The following is a 16,094-nucleotide window of genomic DNA, read 5'->3' as shown; positions in this document are numbered from 1 at the left end:
CTTACTTGACGCCGTTCACCACGGCCTTCGGCACGGCATTGTGGACAAGGCCCCACTTCTTGAGGATCTCGTCATAGGTCCCGTCCTTGATGACGGCGTCGAAGGCTCCGGCGACTGCATCGCGGAGTGCGGTATTGTCCTTCTTGAAGGCAATGCCGAAAGTATCGTTGCTGAGCAGCGGCTCGCCGACCAGCTTGTAGGTGTCGGGCTCAAGGCGCATCTGGTAGGCGATCGTCTCGATACCCTGGACGACCGCGTCATAGCGACCCTGCTTCATGCCGAGGCGGGCAGCGTTCGAATCCGCAGTGCCCTCGAACTTGATGGCCGGCTTGCCCTTGGCTTCGCAATTGGCAGCACTCCAGGCTTTGACGTTATCACCGAAGGAGGTGCTGCGGCTTCCCGCAACCGTCTTGCCGCACAGATCGGCGGGCTGCTTGTAGGTCTCAGCATTGGCGTTGACGGTAAAGAGGATCGGACCGCTGGTGATATAGTCGACGAAGTCCATGCTCGCCTGACGCTTCACGTTGTCGCTCATGCCGGAAATGATCATGTCGGCACGGCCGGTCTGAAGGCCGCTCTGCAGTTCCTGGAAGGCCGAGGTCACGAAGACGGTCGTCAGATTGAGCTTCTTTGCGATGGCATTCGCCAGATCGACGTCGAAACCGTCGATCGTGCCGGTATCCGGGTTAACGAACTCCATCGGCGGATAGATCGGGTTGGTCATGATGCGCAGCTCGCCATCCTTGAGCAGATTCAGGCTCGAATCCGCGGAGGCGGCGGTTGCAGCGAGGGATAACAGGGCTACTGAGGCGGCAAGACGAATGAGTTTCATAAAATGTTCCTCTGATGATTTTGCTTCAGGGTTCTTGTTGTTAAAGCACCGCAGAAATGAAGTTCTTCACTCTGGGATTCCGGGGGGTTTCAAGGATCTCGCTTGGCGTTCCGGTCTCAACGATCATGCCGGCATCCATGAAGACGACACGATCGGCCACCTCTCGGCAGAAGCCGATCTCATGCGTGACGACGATCATCGTCGTCCCTGATGCTGCGAGTTCCTTCATGACGCCCAGGACCTCGCCGACCAGTTCGGGATCCAGGGCGGATGTCGGCTCGTCGAACAGCATCGCCTTTGGCTTCATCGCCAATGCCCTTGCAATGGCGATGCGCTGCTGCTGGCCGCCGGAAAGCTCGCCAGGATAGGAGCCTGCCTTGTCCGCCAGGCCGACGCGTTCGAGAAGAACGCGCGCTTCGGCAATGCAGTCCCGCTTCGGCCGTCCCTGAACGCCGACAGGGCCCTCGATGATATTCTGCAGCACCGTGCGATGCGGAAAGAGATGGAATTTCTGGAAGACCATGCCGACGGCCTGCCGTTGGCGGGCAATTTCGCGGTCGGCGAGCGGAAACAGCCGGTTGCCGTCGCGGCGATAGCCGGCGATTTCACCATCGACCAGGACATAGCCGGCATCGATCTGTTCAAGCTGATTGATGCAGCGCAGGAAGGTGCTCTTGCCCGAACCCGATGGCCCGATGACGCAGACCACTTCACCCTTCTTGATCTCGAACTCGATGTCTTTCAGGACATGAAACGTGCCAAAGTATTTCTGCAGGCCGTGTGCCGTGATGATCGCGTCCATCAGCCTGCCTCCCCGACCAGGGTCTGGTTCGTGGCCTGCTGGGCGGAAGCATCACGCCTGCCCCAGCCCTTCGAGAAGTGCCGCTCTATATAGATCTGTCCAATACTCAGAACGGTAACGACAACCATGTACCAGATGGCCGCGACGATCAGCAGCTCGATGACGCGCGAGTTGACATAGTAGATGTCCTCGACGTTTTTCAGCACCTCGGAATATTGGATGACGCTTGCAAGCGAGGTCAGCTTGACCATGCCGATGGTCTCGTTGCCGATGGGCGGCACGATGACGCGCATGGCCTGCGGCAGCACGATCTTGAGCGTTGCCCGCAGTTTCGTCATGCCGATTGATTGCGCCGCTTCCATCTGCCCCTTGTCGATCGACAGAAGACCGGCACGAACGACCTCGGCTGTATAGGCGCCCTGCTGGATTCCGAGGCCGAGAAGTGCGGCGACGAACGGGGTCATGACCTCGACAGTGCGGATCGACCAGAGCCCGGGAATACCGATCGTCGGGAAAATCAGGGCGAGATTGAACCACAGCAAGAGCTGGAGCAGCGCCGGCGTGCCGCGAAACAGCCAGACGTAACCGACCGAAATACTGCGCAGAACCGGATTGTCGGACATGCGCATGATGGCCGCCACAACACCGAGGACGATGCCGACCAGCATGGCGCAGATGGTCATGATGATGGTGTTGGCAACACCTTGCAGTACTGCTCTGGTAAAGAGGTTGTCTGAGACATAGCTCCAGGCAATATCTCCCTTCCAGAAGGCTCTCGCCAACAGAAGCAACAGGATGATGCAGACCGCCGCCATGATCTTTGTGCCGATTTTTCGTTGCGGCACGATCACAAGCGCATTCACGTCGAGTGGCGCTGAGTTGCTCAAATTCTGGTTCCCTGAGCTCGTTTGTGAGCTTCAATCTTGTAGTGGAAGAAGCTTACGTTGGTTTCGAAATCATCCACAAACGAGATTTGAACATGCGATTTATGCTCTTTACGCATAAATGAGACAGGGAAGCTGTGGTTTTTGGCGGTGGCTGAGCAAGCTGGATCGCGGCCCATATGCGCGTTGCCGCTGAACACCCCGAATAGAACGGCCGGTAGGCGGCTTGTGCTGTCCGCTGACCGTTAGATCTTCCGGACCTTGCGGCTACCGGTCTTTGCGCCCGCCGGAGCGGCAACGGATGCGCGCTTTACAAGCGAGCATTCGAGCTTGGTAACCGGGTATCGCCGCTCCCGGGGCAGCACCGCGGTTTCCAGATGCTCGATCGCCCATTGCCCCATGGCCATATGCGGCAGAACCGAGGTCGTCAAAGGCGGCACGAGATGGCGGCATATGTCTTCGTCGTCATAACCCATGACCGACATGTCCTGCGGAATATGAAGCCCGGCCTCCTTGAGCGCCTCGTAGCAACCGATGGCGGTGCGGTCATTCTGGCAGAAGATGGCTGTCGGACGCTCGGCAAGGGCAAGCAATTTCATCGTCGCGGAATAGCCGGCGCTGGCCGACCAGTCGCCTTCTATGACCAGCTCAGGATCGAAGGGGATATCGGCGGTCGCCAAGGCCCGGCGATAGCCGGTCAGCCGATCCTGCGCCGCCTGCATCCACGGCTCGCCGGTAATGGTCGCAATCCGGTGGTGGCCATGAGAGATCAAATGCCGGGTCGCCGTCTGACCTCCGGCTATCTCGCTCGGAACGACAGCTGGAAAGGCGTAGTCGGAAGTGTAGCAATTGAGGAGAACGATCGGAATATTGAGATCGTAGAGATAATCCGGCACCTCGACTTCGCGGGTGAAGATCGTCATGTAGATGAGTGCCGAGATCCCGCTATTGCTGAGCGCCTTTATGGTCCTCGGCTCCATGATCGGATCACTCATGGTCTGCGCAACGAGGAGAACATTTCCCGCGTTCCAGGAGGCTTGTCGCGCACCTTCGATGGCAACGACTGCCTCGGGGCTGGTCGCCAGTTGGTCGACGGCAAAGCCGATAACGCCATCCAGCTTGGCGGGGGACAGAAGCGCCGGCGGCATTGACAGCACCGGTGCGGCATAGCCGAGCTGGCGAGCCGCCTCGATAACCCTCTCGCGTGTTTGCTGCGACAGGCGCATGCCAGGAGTGTTGTTCAACACAAAGGATACGGCACTCTGCGAGCAGCCGGCTGCCTTGGCAATATCGGTCATCGTCACCCTGTTGCCCGGACGGCGGCCGTTTCGCTTCGATGCCCTGTTGTCTTCGGCCGTCATATTGCCGTTTGCGGCCGGTATTTTGCTCATAATAACGTCTCGTCTCCCTGAAGCGAAGCCGACCAGATCCCCACGGCCACCTTCGCGCGCTAATATTTATTATCATCATTGGACCGATCTCGGCAACAGGCTCAGATGGAAATGCGACCGCACACACAATTCTTTTCGGCATAACGCTCGATAACTGCTGCAGATATCGATCTCGCCGCTGTCGTGGCGCCGTAGGAGCACTAATTTGTATTACTAATTCTATTTACTAATCGAAATTAGTCGTATACCGTCGCGCTTGTGGTCGGACGCCCTTATCTCGCTTGCCGAGAGACCCTAGGAGGGGGTGAAGGACGGTCCGCCGCGAATTGAAACTGGATCCCGACAGCGGGTCTATGGGAGGATTGTCATGAAGTACCTTACACGGGGCGCGGCTACCATCGCGGCAGGGCTATTGCTGAGCTATGCAACGGCGTCCTACGCCGCCGACAAGCCGACGCTGGCATTTGTGGTCAACGGCGCATCCGACTTCTGGAAGGCTGCCGAAGCTGGCGTCAAGAAGGCCCAAGCGGAGCTGCCGGACTTCAATCTGGAACTGAAATATCCTGAGCAGTCTTCGGTCGCGATCCAGCAGCGCCTGATGGAAGACCTTGTGTCAGCCGGCGTCAAAGGCATCATGGTTTCCGCTGTCGACCCCAAGACGTCGACGGACGGCCTGAACAAGATCGGCTCCCAGACCGCACTGTTTACCACCGATAGCGATGCGCCGGACACGAACCGCGTCGCCTATATCGGCTCCTCGAACGTCGATGCCGGCAAGCAGGCCGCCGAGATCGCCAAGAAAGCCATGCCAAACGGGGGCAAATGCATCGGCTTTGTGGGTCTTCTCGGTGCCGACAATGCCAAGGAGCGCATCCAGGGCATGAAGGATGGCATCGCCGGCACGAAGATCGACCTGGTCGACGTTCGTGGCGACGATATCGACCAGACCCGCGCCAAGAAGAATGTCGAGGACGCACTCGTTGCCAGCCCTGACGTCACCTGCATGGTCGGCTTCTATTCCTACAACACGCCGCGCATCTACGAAGCGCTTCGCGAAGCAGGCAAGCTTGGCCAGATCACCGTCGTCGGCTTCGATGACGATCCGATCACGCTTGGCGGCGTCAAGGAAGGCACGATTGCCGGCACCGTGGTACAGCAGCCCTATCTCTGGGCCTACCAGGGCATGAAGCTGATGGCTGCTTACCTCAAGGGCGACAAATCGGGCATTCCCGACAAAAAGCTGATCATCATCCCCACGAAGATCATCGGCAAGGATGACGTGGATGCCTATGCCGCGAACCTGAAGTCGATGGCCGGCAACTAAAAGTCATTCTGCGGCAGCGCCGGCTTCGAGGGCCGGCGCTGCTGTACCGTGATTGCGCACGACGCACCGGCTTTTCGAGCCTCATCGTACGGGTCCCATATTCGTCATGAACCAGCAATCGGATGCATTGGTATCGATGGAAGCCACCACGCCGTTTCTCAGCCTTTCAGGAATTGGCAAGACCTATCCCGGTGTCGTGGCGCTCGATAATTTCTCGATGGATGTCAATCCCGGCGAGGTGATCGGCCTTGTCGGCGAGAATGGCGCCGGCAAATCGACACTCATGAAAATCCTCGGAGGCGTGGTCAAACCCGACCGCGGCGCCATTCGGCTTGATGGAGCCGAGCACGAGGCATTCACCGTCGAGAGCAGCATTGCTTCCGGTATCGCCTTCGTCCATCAGGAGCTCAATCTCTTCGACAATCTCGACGTTGCCGCAAATATCTTCCTCGGGCGCGAGCCTCTGCGCGGCGGCCTTATGAAGCTTGTCGACCGGGATCGGCTGCGGACGATGGTCGCGCCGCTTCTGAAACGCGTCGGCGCGAATTTTTCGCCGGATACGCCTGTATCGTCGCTATCCCTGGCGCAACAGCAGATGGTCGAGATCGCCAAGGCACTGTCGATCAACGCCCGCCTCGTCATTCTCGATGAGCCGACGTCCAGCCTGCCGCTCGCCGAGACCGAAAAGCTCCTGACCGTCATTTCCTCGCTCAGGGCGGATGGCATCAGCGTCATCTTCATTTCGCATCGCCTGCATGAGGTCGAGCGTGTTGCCGATCGCGTTCTCGTCCTGCGCGATGGAACGCTCGCAGGCACTTTGCCGAAAGATTCGATCGACCATGACCGCATGGTAAAATTGATGATCGGCCGCGCTTTGACGGCACGCGATGCGGAGCCGGCCCGCCCGCCGGGCGATGTCGCGCTGAAAGTCTCCGCCATCCGCACCGCTGCCCATCCGACCCGCCCGGTCGATCTCGACATCCGATATGGTGAGATATTGGGGCTCGCCGGCCTCGTCGGCGCGGGACGCACCGAGCTCGCACGCGTTCTTTTCGGGATCGACAGGAGTTATGGGGGTGGCATCACCACGCTCGATGGCCGAGACATAAAGATCACGTCCGCCAGGGAAGCGGTCGCCAACGGCATCTTCCTGGTCCCTGAAGATCGCAAGCTCAGCGGCATCCTGCTGGACCTGCCGATCTCGCAGAATATTTCCCTGCCCAATCTGCCTGCATTTGCGCGTCGCTTCATGGTGTCGACAGGTCAGGAGAACGCCGTCGCCGAAACCCAGCGCAGGCAGCTCAGCATCAAGGCACCCTCGATTTCGACACGCACGGGAACGCTTTCGGGCGGAAACCAACAGAAGGTCGTTCTGGCCAAATGGCTGTCGATGCGCCCGAAGGTCCTGATCTTCGACGAGCCGACCCGAGGCATCGATATCGGTGCCAAGAATGAAATCTACAGCCTGATGCGTAAACTTGCGGATGCGGGCGTCGCGATCCTGATGATCTCGAGCGACATGGAGGAGGTCATCGGCGTCTCCGACCGTATCGCCGTCATGCATGAGGGCCAGATCGCCGGCATTCTCGACAAGGATCAGTTCAGCCAGGAAAACGTGCTTTTGCTGGCCGTTGGTAAAACAGTACACTAACGGCTGCGGCCAATAGGAATTGAAATCGATGAGTAAGAAAGACCTGGGCCTGCTCCTGTTGATCATCGTCGTCGGCATCGTCGTGACGATCATCAATCCGCGCTTCCTGCTGCCGATCAACCTGGCGAATACCTCCAATCTGATCGGCCTTTTCGGCATCCTGTCGATCGGGCAGGCCTTCGTCATCATAACGGGCGGCATCGAGCTTTCGGTCGGCTCGCTGGTCGCCCTGCTCGGCGTATTGTTCATCGATTTCATTGCCGTGCAGAACATGCCCTGGGCCGTCGCATTGCCGCTTATCCTCGTCCTCGGCGGCCTTCTGGGCGGTATCCATGGCTGGCTCATTACGCGGCTTAATCTTCAGCCCTTCGTCGTCACGCTTTGCGGCCTGCTGATCTATCGCGGCGCGGCGCGTTTCTACACGGCCGACGGTACGGCAGGCTTCGCCTTCGGCCAGAATTTTCCCTCCCTGGAATTCCTGACCGCCGGCCGCTTTTACGGCGTACCCACAACCTTCATAGCGCTCGTGATCATCGCCGCTATCATGTGGGTCGTCCTGCATCGCTCGGTCTATGGGCGTTATCTCTATGCCATCGGCAAGAATGAGGAAGCCGCAAAGTATTCCGGCATTCGCACCTCGAAGATGGTGATGATTTCCTATGTCATATGCGGCGTACTGACGGCTCTGTCAGCGATCTATTTCGCGATGTATACGCGCTCGATCTCGCCGGCGAGCCATGGGCAGTTTTATGAACTCTATGCCATCGCAGCAGCGGTGCTCGGCGGCTTCTCTCTGCGCGGCGGCGAAGGCTCCCTGATCGGCGTGGTACTCGGCACAATCCTGCTGCAGGAATTGCAGAACCTCGTCAATCTGCTCGGCATCCCCTCTTCACTCAACTTCGCCGTCATGGGCGGGGTGATCCTGATCGGCGTGCTGATCGACCAGCAATGGAGCGCCATTCGCGCGCAACGAAGCCTGGTGTCGGCCGCCCGTCAGGCAGACGTTCGGCAGCCCGCCGAATAGGCCTCACTATGGCGTCCATGCCTGGGCGCCATCACCAAACTTATGAGGCAGGAAACCGCCGGCGCGATCAGATGATTGCGAGCTTCTTGACCCAGGCTTCGACCTCGTCGCCGCTGCTCATATCGGCTTGCACCAGCCCATCGATCATGAAGGTCGGGGAAACGTGAATGCCGTTCTGCCGGGCATATTTGCAATGCCACTTTATCTCGCGGTCGAGATCGGGGATCGAGAACGCTTCCTTCAGCTGAATACCGCTATAATTTTCCAGGCGCTCGATCAGCTGGTTCGGCGTCACATCCATGTTGGGTCCACCGGCATGGCGTGCAAACTCGAATTCCTCGCGATGCGCCGCGATGGCAGCCATCACCTTCTTCGCCGCCTCTTTGCCGCCCGCAAGCGTCGAGGCCGCAAGGATGCAGCGCACCAGGACGCCGGAATACATATGCCATGGCTGCGACTGCAGGCGGATCTTGATGGTGACCCTGTCTTCGCCAGCCTGCTCCAGAAGGGCGTCGAGCTTGTTGAACGTCTTGACCGAATATGGGCAAGTCGGCTCCAGAAAGACTTCGAAAACGCGGGGGCCATGGCCCCAAGTAAGCGGATCTGCGCGCCAGGTCACATCGGTCATGCTGTTTCCTTATCTCTCTGTCGGGGGAATCATCCATAGCATCGCATAGCCGGCCGGGAATGATCCAGCGGCCAGAGGGTGCAATATTCTCCCAGTTCAGCGTGCTGTTGCGGCTCGGCTTGCGCTGGATGCTACCGGCCCGAATGCGTCAGCAGCGTTAGGCCCCTCAACCGGTGGCCGCGCCCGGTTCATCTAAATTGGAACATTGCCTATGGCACCGCGTTAGCTTGATGAGGCTGCAGGTTGTGCCAAGCGGACGCGATGGCGCCGAAGAATATGGAGATTTTTCCGCTTTCTCTCCATAGCCAACGAAATGGCAGACGAGCTTCCTACCCATCCGACCTGTGGCCTCTTCGATCCTCACGCGTAAGGGAGATGAAGATGGATGACCCCATGAAACTATATCGTCTGGTGCCGACGGCCGCAGACAATGACCCCAATTGGCTTGGCGGAAAATCGCATGGCGAAGTTCTCGTGGCCGCCCGAACTGCCGGCGACGCCCGCATCGTCGCGGCTGAAAGAGAGCTGGATTTTATGGAGATCGATGCCGTGCCGGCAGAAGACAAGACGACCAAAATGGCAAGCGTCTTTCGCAACGAGAAACTCTACACCGTCATCGAGGTGGATAATGGCAAGCAATATCACCAACGCGGCGTCATCGCCGGCACGATCAGCGTCGACACGATCATTTCGACACAGGTTTGATGGACCGCATCAAAGGGTGCGATGGAGCCTGCCCAAATTCCGCGTTGTGCCGCTGATCGTCGTCATCGCCGCCGCCATTTCATCGAGCGCGGCATTTGCGCAGCCGGCGGTGGACAATGATCGCTGCAAGGCTGCCAATTCTGGTCAGCAGGCCCAAACCGAACAGCCCACGCCCGCACCCGACAACAACTCCAGCGACAGGCTGAAGGATTGCGCCGGCGTCCTGAAGCCGCCCGTTGTCGGCGATAGCGAGCTGGAAAAGCCGGCGCCGAAGGTCGGTCGGACACCGATCATCAGGCCGGGCGACAGCCAGAACGGCCAGCGAAACGATCAGCAGCCCGACAAATAATAGTCGGATATCGCCGCCATCCGGGCGGATTACAAAGACGCCGGCGGCCCGGCGCCGTTAAATCGTCAATGCACCGGAGTCGTCTCTGGCTCAGCGTCGGGCACATCCTGCTTGCGGTGGTCGGCAGCCAGTAGCATGTAGACCGCAGGCACCACGAAGAGCGTAAACAGCGTGCCGATAGCCAGACCGGTGGCGATCACCAGACCCATGTTGAAGCGGGAAGCCGCACCAGCCCCGGTCGCCAGGATCAGCGGTATCACGCCCAGAACCATGGCGCCTGTCGTCATCAGGATCGGACGCAGTCGGATGCCGCAAGCACCCTCGATCGCCTCGCGCTTGGATTTCCCCTGAGCCTGCAGCGTATTCGCCACCTCGACGATGAGGATGCCGTGCTTGCTGATCAGCCCCATGAGCGTCACCAACCCGACCTGCGTATAGATATTCATCGTCGCGCCGCCGATGCCAAGACTGATGAAGGCGAGCGCGCCAGCGATCGACATCGGCACCGAGACGAGAATGATGAACGGATCTCGGAAACTGTTGAACTGAGCCGACAGCGCCAAAAAGACGATGATCAGCGCGAGAGCGAAGGTGGTGGCCATGCCGCTCGATTCCTGCACGAACTGGCGCGACTGGCCGCCATAATCCACCGAGTAGCCTTGCGGCAATGTACGCGCCGCGATCGACTTGAGTGTGTTCAACGCATCGCCGACGGCGACGCCTGGAGCCGGCACGCCAGAGATCGTAGCGGAGTTCAACTGCTGGAAGTGCGCGACCGAGCGCGGGGTCGCCTGCAGTTTCGCGGTCGCAATGGCCGAAAGCGGGATCTTCGAGCCGTTCACGTTTGCGATCGGATAATTCATGATCTGATCGATCGTCTGACGTGAGCGTTGTTCCACCTGCGGAATGACCTGGTAGGAGCGATTATCGATACTGAAGTAATTGACGTAACCGCCGCCCAGCATGGAGGAGAGCGCCGCACCGACGGTGTTCATATTCAGCCCAAGCGCCGATGCCTTGCTGCGGTCGATCTCGATCGAATATTGCGGATTGTCGACGTAGAGGTCCTTCGTCAGGAAGATAAATTCACCGGACTTCTGCGCTTCCTGCAGGAAGGTGCTGGATACTTCATTGAGCTGCTCGAAGCCGCTGGTGCTGCCGATGGCGAACTGCACGGGCAGGCCGCTGGCGCCCGGTAGCGGCGGTATCTGGAAGACCACGGCCTGTCCGCCGGCGATCTTCGCCAGGTCGGCCTGTACCAGTGGCTGCAGTTGGTCCGCTGTTCTGGTGCGCTGGTCCCAAGGCTTCAGCACCATGCCCTCGAACGAGGTACCAGGCACTTCGACCTGCAGGGTCTTGTCGGTTTCAGGGAAGCTGCGGAAAATCTTGGTGACCTGGTCCGAGCTGAGGAGCTTCTGTTGAAGCGTCGCGTTGGGCGCGTTGGTCACCTGTGCCGCCAGAAATCCCTGGTCTTCATTCGGCGCCAGCTCGTTCTTGGCGCTTGTATAGAGGAAATAGATGCTGCCGAGGACGATCGCGGCGAATACCAGCGCCACCGGTATCGTGTTCAAGCTGCCGTGCAGCATGCGCACATAGGGCCGATGTATCTCAGAGAAGCGGCGATCGATGAAGTCCGAGATGCGCTCTTCCCAGCCGCTACGGTCGGTCAGATGCGGCTTCAGGATGCGCGAGCACATCATCGGCGTCAGCGTCAGCGCGATGATCATCGAGACGGTCACGGCGCCGACCAGCGTAAAGGCGAATTCCGTGAAGAGGGCACCCGTCAGGCCGCCCTGGAAGCCGATCGGCACGTAGACGGCGATCAGCACGACGGTCATGGCCAGGATCGGTCCCACCAATTCATGCGCCGCATCCAGCGCCGCGCGCATCGGCGTGGCGCCTTCCTCGATATGACGGTTGACGTTCTCCACCACAATGATGGCGTCGTCGACCACAAGGCCGATTGCCAGCACCAGAGCAAGCAAGGTCAGAAGATTGATGGAGAAGCCGAAGATCAGCATCATCGCAAAGGTGCCGACCAGCGACAGCGGTATGGCGACGATGGGAATGGCGACAGAACGCGGCGAACCGAGGAATGCGAACACCACGAAAATGACGATGACCAGGGCCTCGAGCAGGCTCTTCACGACCTCATTGATCGAGGTCGTGACGAAGACGCTGGAGTCATAGACGATGTAACCCTCAAGCCCCTGCGGAAGTTGCTCCTGGATGCTCGGAAACACCGCACGCACGCCTGCGATCACATCGAGAAGGTTGGCCGTCGGCGCGATCTGGATGCCCATGAACACGCCGTCCTGTCCATCGAACCCGATCTGGACATCGGGGTTCTGAGACCCGAGCGCGACGGTGGCGACATCCTTCAGGCGAACGATCGACGTACCGATCTGCCTGACCACCATCTCCTTGAATTCATCGACCGAATGCAGGTCGGTCCGTGCGGTGAGCACCGTCTGCGTCATCTGGCCGCGCGTCGTGCCGATGCCGGAAATATAGTTGTTGGCAGCAAGTGCGGTTCCCACATCGCCGGCCGTAAGCCCATAGGCGGCGAGCTTGTCCGGCTGCAGCCACGCTCTCAACGCAAAGGTTCGCGCGCCGAGGATTTCGGCGGTCTGAACGCCGTTGACCGCCTGCAATTTGGGCTGAACGACACGCGTCAGATAGTCGGTGATCTGGTTGCTGGCCAGGACATCGCTGCGGAAGCCGATATACATCGCATCGATGGACTGGCCGATAGAGACCGACAAGATCGGCTGCTGCGTGCCTGTCGGCAACTGATTGAGAACAGACGATATCTTGGCGCTGATTTCCGTCAATGCCGAGTCGGCGCTATAATTGAGGCGTAGGTTGACGGTGATGGTCGACGTGCCGCTGGTGCTCGTCGAGGTCATATAATCGATGCCATTGGACTGAGCGATGGCGTTTTCGAGCGGTGTCGTGATGAAGCCGGCGATCACGTCCGGTGCGGCGCCCGGATAGGTGGTCGTTACCGTAACGACGGCATTCTGGGTCTGCGGATATTGGCGCACGGTCAGCGAGCGGAACGACTGGTAGCCGATCACGATAATCAACGCGCTCACCACCAGGGCGAGAACGGGGCGCCGGATGAAGATGTCGGTGATATTCATCGTCACGCCTCAGTTCGGATTTGCGGGATTGGCATTCGGGTCGTTCGACGGCTGTACGTCGTTGTTGATGATGACGGGCGAGCCGTTGTTCAGTTTGAGCTGGCCGGAAGTCACCACGACATCACCCGCATTCACGCCCTTGGTCACCGCGATCTGATCACCGCGTGCCTGGCCTGTGCTGACGAACTTCTGATTGGCGACAAGCTGCGGCTTTCCATCCGGCCCCTTGCCCTTGTCGGTCACGATATAGACGACATTGCCATAGGGATTGATGGTGACGGCGGTCTGCGGCAAGGAGATATAGTTTTGCGGCGCGCCGACCACGACAGATATATTGCCGAACATCCCGGGCAGAAGCTTGCGATCGTGATTGTCGAAGGTCGCTCGAATGGTGATGTTGCGGCTCTGGCTGTCGACCAGCGGGCTGATTGCGGTGATCTTGCCATCAAAGGTCTGGGTGCCATAGGCATCGACCGTTGCCGTTACCGGCTGCCCGACCTTCAGCTGCGACAGGGCCTGCTGCGGCATTGAGAAGTCAAACTGGATCGGGTCGAGCGACTGCAAGGTCACGACTGCCGTACCAGCTGCCAGATATTGACCAAGGCTGACAAGCCTGATGCCGAGATGCCCATCAAAGGGTGCGCGGATCGAATATTGATCGATCAACGCCTGTTGCGACGCAGCTTGCGCCTGCGCGGATTTCAAGTTGGCGAGATCGCTGTCGACCTGGCTTTGCGCAATCGTGTTGGCCTTGATCAGTTTCGAATCACGGTCATAGGCGATTTGCGCGTTTGCGGCCGACGCCTGGTATTGCTGCAAGGTTGCAATCTGCTGATCGGCGAGCAACTGCACGATCAGATCGCCCTTCTTGACGTCCTGACCATCCTCGAAACCAATCTTCTGGACGATACCCTGGACCTGCGCCGAAAGATTGGCACCCTCGACGGCGTTGAAGCTGCCGATGGATTGCAGCGTCGTCTGCCATGGGCTCGTTGCCGCCGTAATCGTCGAAACGGTCTGCGGCGGTGACTTTAGGTTAGCCAGATAAGCCGCAATCATGCGGTTCTTGAATGCCTGAAAGCCGAAGATCCCGCCCAGGATCAGGCCTATGACGATCAGCATGATCACCATGCGTTTTATCATGTTAGCAGACTCTATTTTTCAGGGATGGGTCGGTACGAGATTTGATGGCATCGGCTCCGGCACGTCTCACGGAAAACGCCTTTCCGTCGGCATGCTCACCACTGTGTCATTGCCGGCATTCAGGCCCGGCAAGACAGTTGATAGCGATGCGGATTGATTGTGCCCATGTCGGCCGTCCTCAAACAAAGCGGACCAGTCAAACGTCATTGGCAGGCCTTTGATTTGATTGAGCACAAGCTCCCCCGAGCATATTCACGATAACTGATTTATCATACCCAGACCATACCAAAGATGTCCTAAATTACGGCAATATGGTGTCCAAAAGATTACCCCTCCGCTTTACATCCCTTGCTGGCAAGGCGTGTAGCCCTGCCACAATCTGCCTGAGTGGAATGCTCATGTCACAACATCGCCACATGCTCACCGGCGCGGATACGCCGCCCGACAGACCGACATCACGGTATCGCGCAGCCAGCGATGGGCTGGATCGGCATCCACACGCGGATGCCATATTGCCGAGACCTTGAACTCCGGCATGGGCAGAGGAAGCTCGAAAGTCTGAAGCCCAGCCGTGGCGGCATGGCCATCGGCCACGCCATTGCCAAAACAAGAGCGCGGTACGCGCGCGACCAGATCCGATTGCCGGGCGATCCGCATGGCGTCCGGATATCCCGGTACGACGACCATTATCGCGCGGCGAAGACCGAGCTGTTCCAGGGCGTCATCGATCGGTTTGACGAAATTGCCTTCCTGCGACGCGGCGACATGCTTGCAGGCCGCATATCTCTCGGGCGTGATTGCTGCTCCCGTCAGAAGCGGATGACCGATCCGGGCGACGCCGACAAGCTTGTCGTAGAACAGAAGCTGGGTGCGGATCTCGGGTGCGGAAGTTCCAAGCACCCCGATCTCCAGATCGATCAGGCCTTCGCGAAGCGGAAGTGCATCCTTGTCGGGTTTATAGGCGAACCGGAGGCAGACATTGGGTGCCGCGCGTGAAACCGCGGCGACCACTGGACCGGAGAGGAATTCCAGGAACGCCTCGTTGACCCGGATGGTAAAAGTCCGCTCCAACGCGACCAGGTCTACCTCGGTAATTTGCGGCCGCAGAACCGCCCGCACATCCCGTGCAAGCTCACGAACGTGATCGCGCAGCTCCGTGGCACGCGGCGTCGGCACAAGCCCGCGTCCGGCCCGAACAAGCAGCGGATCACCAGTCGCTGCGCGAAGCCGGGTGAGCGTCCGGCTCATCGCCGAAGTGCTCAGGCCAAGCCGGCGGGCGGCGCCCGTCACGCTGCCTTCGGCAAGCAGCACGTCCAGCGCAACAAGAAGGTTCAGGTCCACATCCGTATCGCTCATGACGAGAACCTATCGCACCTTTTCCATATGACATAGCGCCTGATGCAACTATATTTTGATTTTGATGCGTCTGGCGCCCATCGGTCGATTGCCCATATCTACCGTGAAGCCAACGAAAGAGACCGACCCATGTCTACAAGCACTTCATATACCCCTCCTGGCACAATCCTGCTGATTGGCGCATCTCGCGGTCTCGGCCTTGCGATGGCGAGCGAATTCCTGAAAAGAGGATGGAATGTCGTCGGTACGGTGCGGGCAGGCAGAGGCCGCACCAAGCTGCATGATCTCGCTGACGAATTCCAGGGCAGGGTCGAAATCGAGACCCTGGACATTTGCGAACCGGATCAGGTCACGGCCTTGCGCAAGCGACTGTCGGGACGTGCATTCGACATGCTGTTCGTCAACGCCGGCGTCACGAACAATCCGGCCGAAACGGTCGGCGAAGTGACGACGGACGAATTCATCCGGGTGATGGTCACGAATGCGCTAAGCCCGATGCGGGTTCTCGAGAGCCTGGAACAATATGTTCCCGCGACGGGCTTGATCGGCGTGATGTCGTCCGGACAGGGCAGCATCGCCAATAACAATGCCGGCCAACGCGAGGTCTATCGTGGCAGCAAGGCGGCGTTGAACATGTTCATGCGCAGCTTCGCGGCTCGTCATGCCGAGACATCGCGTGCCATGGCGATTATGGCGCCCGGCTGGGTCCGCACTGAGATGGGCGGCCCGGATGCAAAGCTCACCATAGAAGAGAGCATTCCGAGCTTGGTAGATGTCCTCCTTGCCAAGCAGGGAAGACCGGGGCTGGAATATCTCGATTATCTTGGCCGCACGGTGCCCTGGTGAAATTGTCTCGCCA

15 protein-coding genes are annotated in these 16,094 nt (G+C 59.1%); 7 read left to right on the top strand and 8 right to left on the bottom strand.

Annotated features, from left to right (window positions below; genetic code table 11):
- Nucleotide 1: 1 nt before the first annotated feature.
- From A6U86_RS29480 to A6U86_RS29465, 4 genes are all read right to left on the bottom strand, one after another.
- Nucleotides 2-832: an ABC transporter substrate-binding protein gene (locus A6U86_RS29480; RefSeq protein ID WP_068399082.1), complete on the bottom strand. Its 831-nt coding sequence runs from the start codon at nucleotides 830-832 to the stop codon at nucleotides 2-4.
- Between the two features lie 40 nt (nucleotides 833-872).
- Nucleotides 873-1,634 carry an amino acid ABC transporter ATP-binding protein gene (locus A6U86_RS29475; protein WP_068399081.1) on the bottom strand — a complete coding sequence of 254 codons (762 nt, stop codon included), beginning with the start codon at nucleotides 1,632-1,634 and terminating at the stop codon, nucleotides 873-875.
- Complete coding sequence (locus tag A6U86_RS29470) at nucleotides 1,634-2,521, bottom strand: amino acid ABC transporter permease (RefSeq protein ID WP_141683844.1); 888 nt, start codon at nucleotides 2,519-2,521, stop codon at nucleotides 1,634-1,636. The genes A6U86_RS29475 and A6U86_RS29470 overlap by 1 nt, the downstream gene beginning before the upstream one ends.
- A gap of 242 nt (nucleotides 2,522-2,763) precedes the next feature.
- Nucleotides 2,764-3,879, bottom strand: a complete 1,116-nt coding sequence (locus A6U86_RS29465; protein ID WP_068399608.1) for a LacI family DNA-binding transcriptional regulator — start codon at nucleotides 3,877-3,879, stop codon at nucleotides 2,764-2,766.
- 397 nt (nucleotides 3,880-4,276) lie between these two features.
- On the opposite strand from A6U86_RS29465, the gene A6U86_RS29460 reads away from it, so the two are divergent.
- The 3 genes from A6U86_RS29460 (at nucleotide 4,277) to A6U86_RS29450 (ending at nucleotide 7,908) form a co-directional block, all read left to right on the top strand.
- Nucleotides 4,277-5,233, top strand: coding sequence for a sugar-binding protein (locus A6U86_RS29460; RefSeq protein ID WP_068399077.1), 957 nt, complete (start codon nucleotides 4,277-4,279; stop codon nucleotides 5,231-5,233).
- Nucleotides 5,234-5,339: 106 nt separating this feature from the next.
- Nucleotides 5,340-6,884, top strand: coding sequence for a sugar ABC transporter ATP-binding protein (locus tag A6U86_RS29455; RefSeq protein ID WP_068399075.1), 1,545 nt, complete (start codon nucleotides 5,340-5,342; stop codon nucleotides 6,882-6,884).
- Nucleotides 6,885-6,912: 28 nt separating this feature from the next.
- Nucleotides 6,913-7,908 carry an ABC transporter permease gene (locus A6U86_RS29450; RefSeq protein WP_068399071.1) on the top strand — a complete coding sequence of 332 codons (996 nt, stop codon included), beginning with the start codon at nucleotides 6,913-6,915 and terminating at the stop codon, nucleotides 7,906-7,908.
- Between the two features lie 67 nt (nucleotides 7,909-7,975).
- Here the strand turns inward: A6U86_RS29450 and A6U86_RS29445 are convergent, their stop codons facing one another.
- Entirely contained in the window at nucleotides 7,976-8,536 is a 561-nt protein-coding gene (locus A6U86_RS29445; RefSeq protein ID WP_068399068.1) for a thioredoxin domain-containing protein, read from the bottom strand.
- Nucleotides 8,537-8,929: 393 nt separating this feature from the next.
- Between A6U86_RS29445 and A6U86_RS29440 the strand changes: the two genes are divergently transcribed.
- Both A6U86_RS29440 and A6U86_RS29435 read left to right on the top strand, forming a co-directional pair.
- Nucleotides 8,930-9,241 (top strand): hypothetical protein, encoded by a 312-nt coding sequence (locus tag A6U86_RS29440; protein WP_244510130.1) that lies wholly within the window; start codon nucleotides 8,930-8,932, stop codon nucleotides 9,239-9,241.
- Between the two features lie 16 nt (nucleotides 9,242-9,257).
- On the top strand, nucleotides 9,258-9,590 hold the full coding sequence (locus tag A6U86_RS29435; RefSeq protein ID WP_068399065.1) for a hypothetical protein: 333 nt from the start codon (nucleotides 9,258-9,260) through the stop codon (nucleotides 9,588-9,590).
- A gap of 65 nt (nucleotides 9,591-9,655) precedes the next feature.
- Here A6U86_RS29435 and A6U86_RS29430 read toward each other — a convergent pair whose 3' ends face one another.
- Complete coding sequence (locus A6U86_RS29430) at nucleotides 9,656-12,736, bottom strand: efflux RND transporter permease subunit (protein WP_068399064.1); 3,081 nt, start codon at nucleotides 12,734-12,736, stop codon at nucleotides 9,656-9,658.
- Nucleotides 12,737-12,745: 9 nt separating this feature from the next.
- Entirely contained in the window at nucleotides 12,746-13,879 is a 1,134-nt protein-coding gene (locus A6U86_RS29425) for an efflux RND transporter periplasmic adaptor subunit (protein WP_068399063.1), read from the bottom strand.
- Here A6U86_RS29425 and A6U86_RS35745 point away from each other — a divergent pair.
- Complete coding sequence (locus A6U86_RS35745; protein ID WP_174073341.1) at nucleotides 13,845-14,036, top strand: hypothetical protein; 192 nt, start codon at nucleotides 13,845-13,847, stop codon at nucleotides 14,034-14,036. The two genes, A6U86_RS29425 and A6U86_RS35745, sit on opposite strands and share 35 nt — an antisense overlap.
- Before the next feature lie 263 nt (nucleotides 14,037-14,299).
- On the opposite strand, the gene A6U86_RS29420 is transcribed toward A6U86_RS35745, so the two are convergent.
- On the bottom strand, nucleotides 14,300-15,235 hold the full coding sequence (locus A6U86_RS29420; RefSeq protein ID WP_068399062.1) for a LysR family transcriptional regulator: 936 nt from the start codon (nucleotides 15,233-15,235) through the stop codon (nucleotides 14,300-14,302).
- Nucleotides 15,236-15,364: 129 nt separating this feature from the next.
- Here A6U86_RS29420 and A6U86_RS29415 point away from each other — a divergent pair, with 129 nt between their 5' ends.
- Nucleotides 15,365-16,081, top strand: a complete 717-nt coding sequence (locus A6U86_RS29415; protein ID WP_068399060.1) for an SDR family NAD(P)-dependent oxidoreductase — start codon at nucleotides 15,365-15,367, stop codon at nucleotides 16,079-16,081.
- Nucleotides 16,082-16,094: the final 13 nt, after the last annotated feature.

Origin of the sequence: Rhizobium sp. AC27/96, assembly GCF_001692325.1 — a bacterium.
Lineage (GTDB): Bacteria > Pseudomonadota > Alphaproteobacteria > Rhizobiales > Rhizobiaceae > Rhizobium.
This window is presented reverse-complemented; position numbering and strand designations above follow the sequence as displayed.

Excerpts from the sequence above, each read along its gene's own strand:
- A6U86_RS29480 (WP_068399082.1), bottom strand. The coding sequence starts at position 832 with ATGAAACTCATTCGTCTTGCCGCCTCAGTAGCCCTGTTATCCCTCGCT.
- A6U86_RS29475 (WP_068399081.1), bottom strand. The coding sequence starts at position 1,634 with ATGGACGCGATCATCACGGCACACGGCCTGCAGAAATACTTTGGCACG.
- A6U86_RS29465 (WP_068399608.1), bottom strand. The coding sequence starts at position 3,879 with ATGACGGCCGAAGACAACAGGGCATCGAAGCGAAACGGCCGCCGTCCG.
- A6U86_RS29460 (WP_068399077.1), top strand. The coding sequence starts at position 4,277 with ATGAAGTACCTTACACGGGGCGCGGCTACCATCGCGGCAGGGCTATTG.
- A6U86_RS29455 (WP_068399075.1), top strand. The coding sequence starts at position 5,340 with ATGAACCAGCAATCGGATGCATTGGTATCGATGGAAGCCACCACGCCG.
- A6U86_RS29450 (WP_068399071.1), top strand. The coding sequence starts at position 6,913 with ATGAGTAAGAAAGACCTGGGCCTGCTCCTGTTGATCATCGTCGTCGGC.
- A6U86_RS29445 (WP_068399068.1), bottom strand. The coding sequence starts at position 8,536 with ATGACCGATGTGACCTGGCGCGCAGATCCGCTTACTTGGGGCCATGGC.
- A6U86_RS29440 (WP_244510130.1), top strand. The coding sequence starts at position 8,930 with ATGAAACTATATCGTCTGGTGCCGACGGCCGCAGACAATGACCCCAAT.
- A6U86_RS29430 (WP_068399064.1), bottom strand. The coding sequence starts at position 12,736 with ATGAATATCACCGACATCTTCATCCGGCGCCCCGTTCTCGCCCTGGTG.
- A6U86_RS35745 (WP_174073341.1), top strand. The coding sequence starts at position 13,845 with ATGACGATCAGCATGATCACCATGCGTTTTATCATGTTAGCAGACTCT.
- A6U86_RS29425 (WP_068399063.1), bottom strand. The coding sequence starts at position 13,879 with ATGATAAAACGCATGGTGATCATGCTGATCGTCATAGGCCTGATCCTG.
- A6U86_RS29420 (WP_068399062.1), bottom strand. The coding sequence starts at position 15,235 with ATGAGCGATACGGATGTGGACCTGAACCTTCTTGTTGCGCTGGACGTG.
- A6U86_RS29415 (WP_068399060.1), top strand. The coding sequence starts at position 15,365 with ATGTCTACAAGCACTTCATATACCCCTCCTGGCACAATCCTGCTGATT.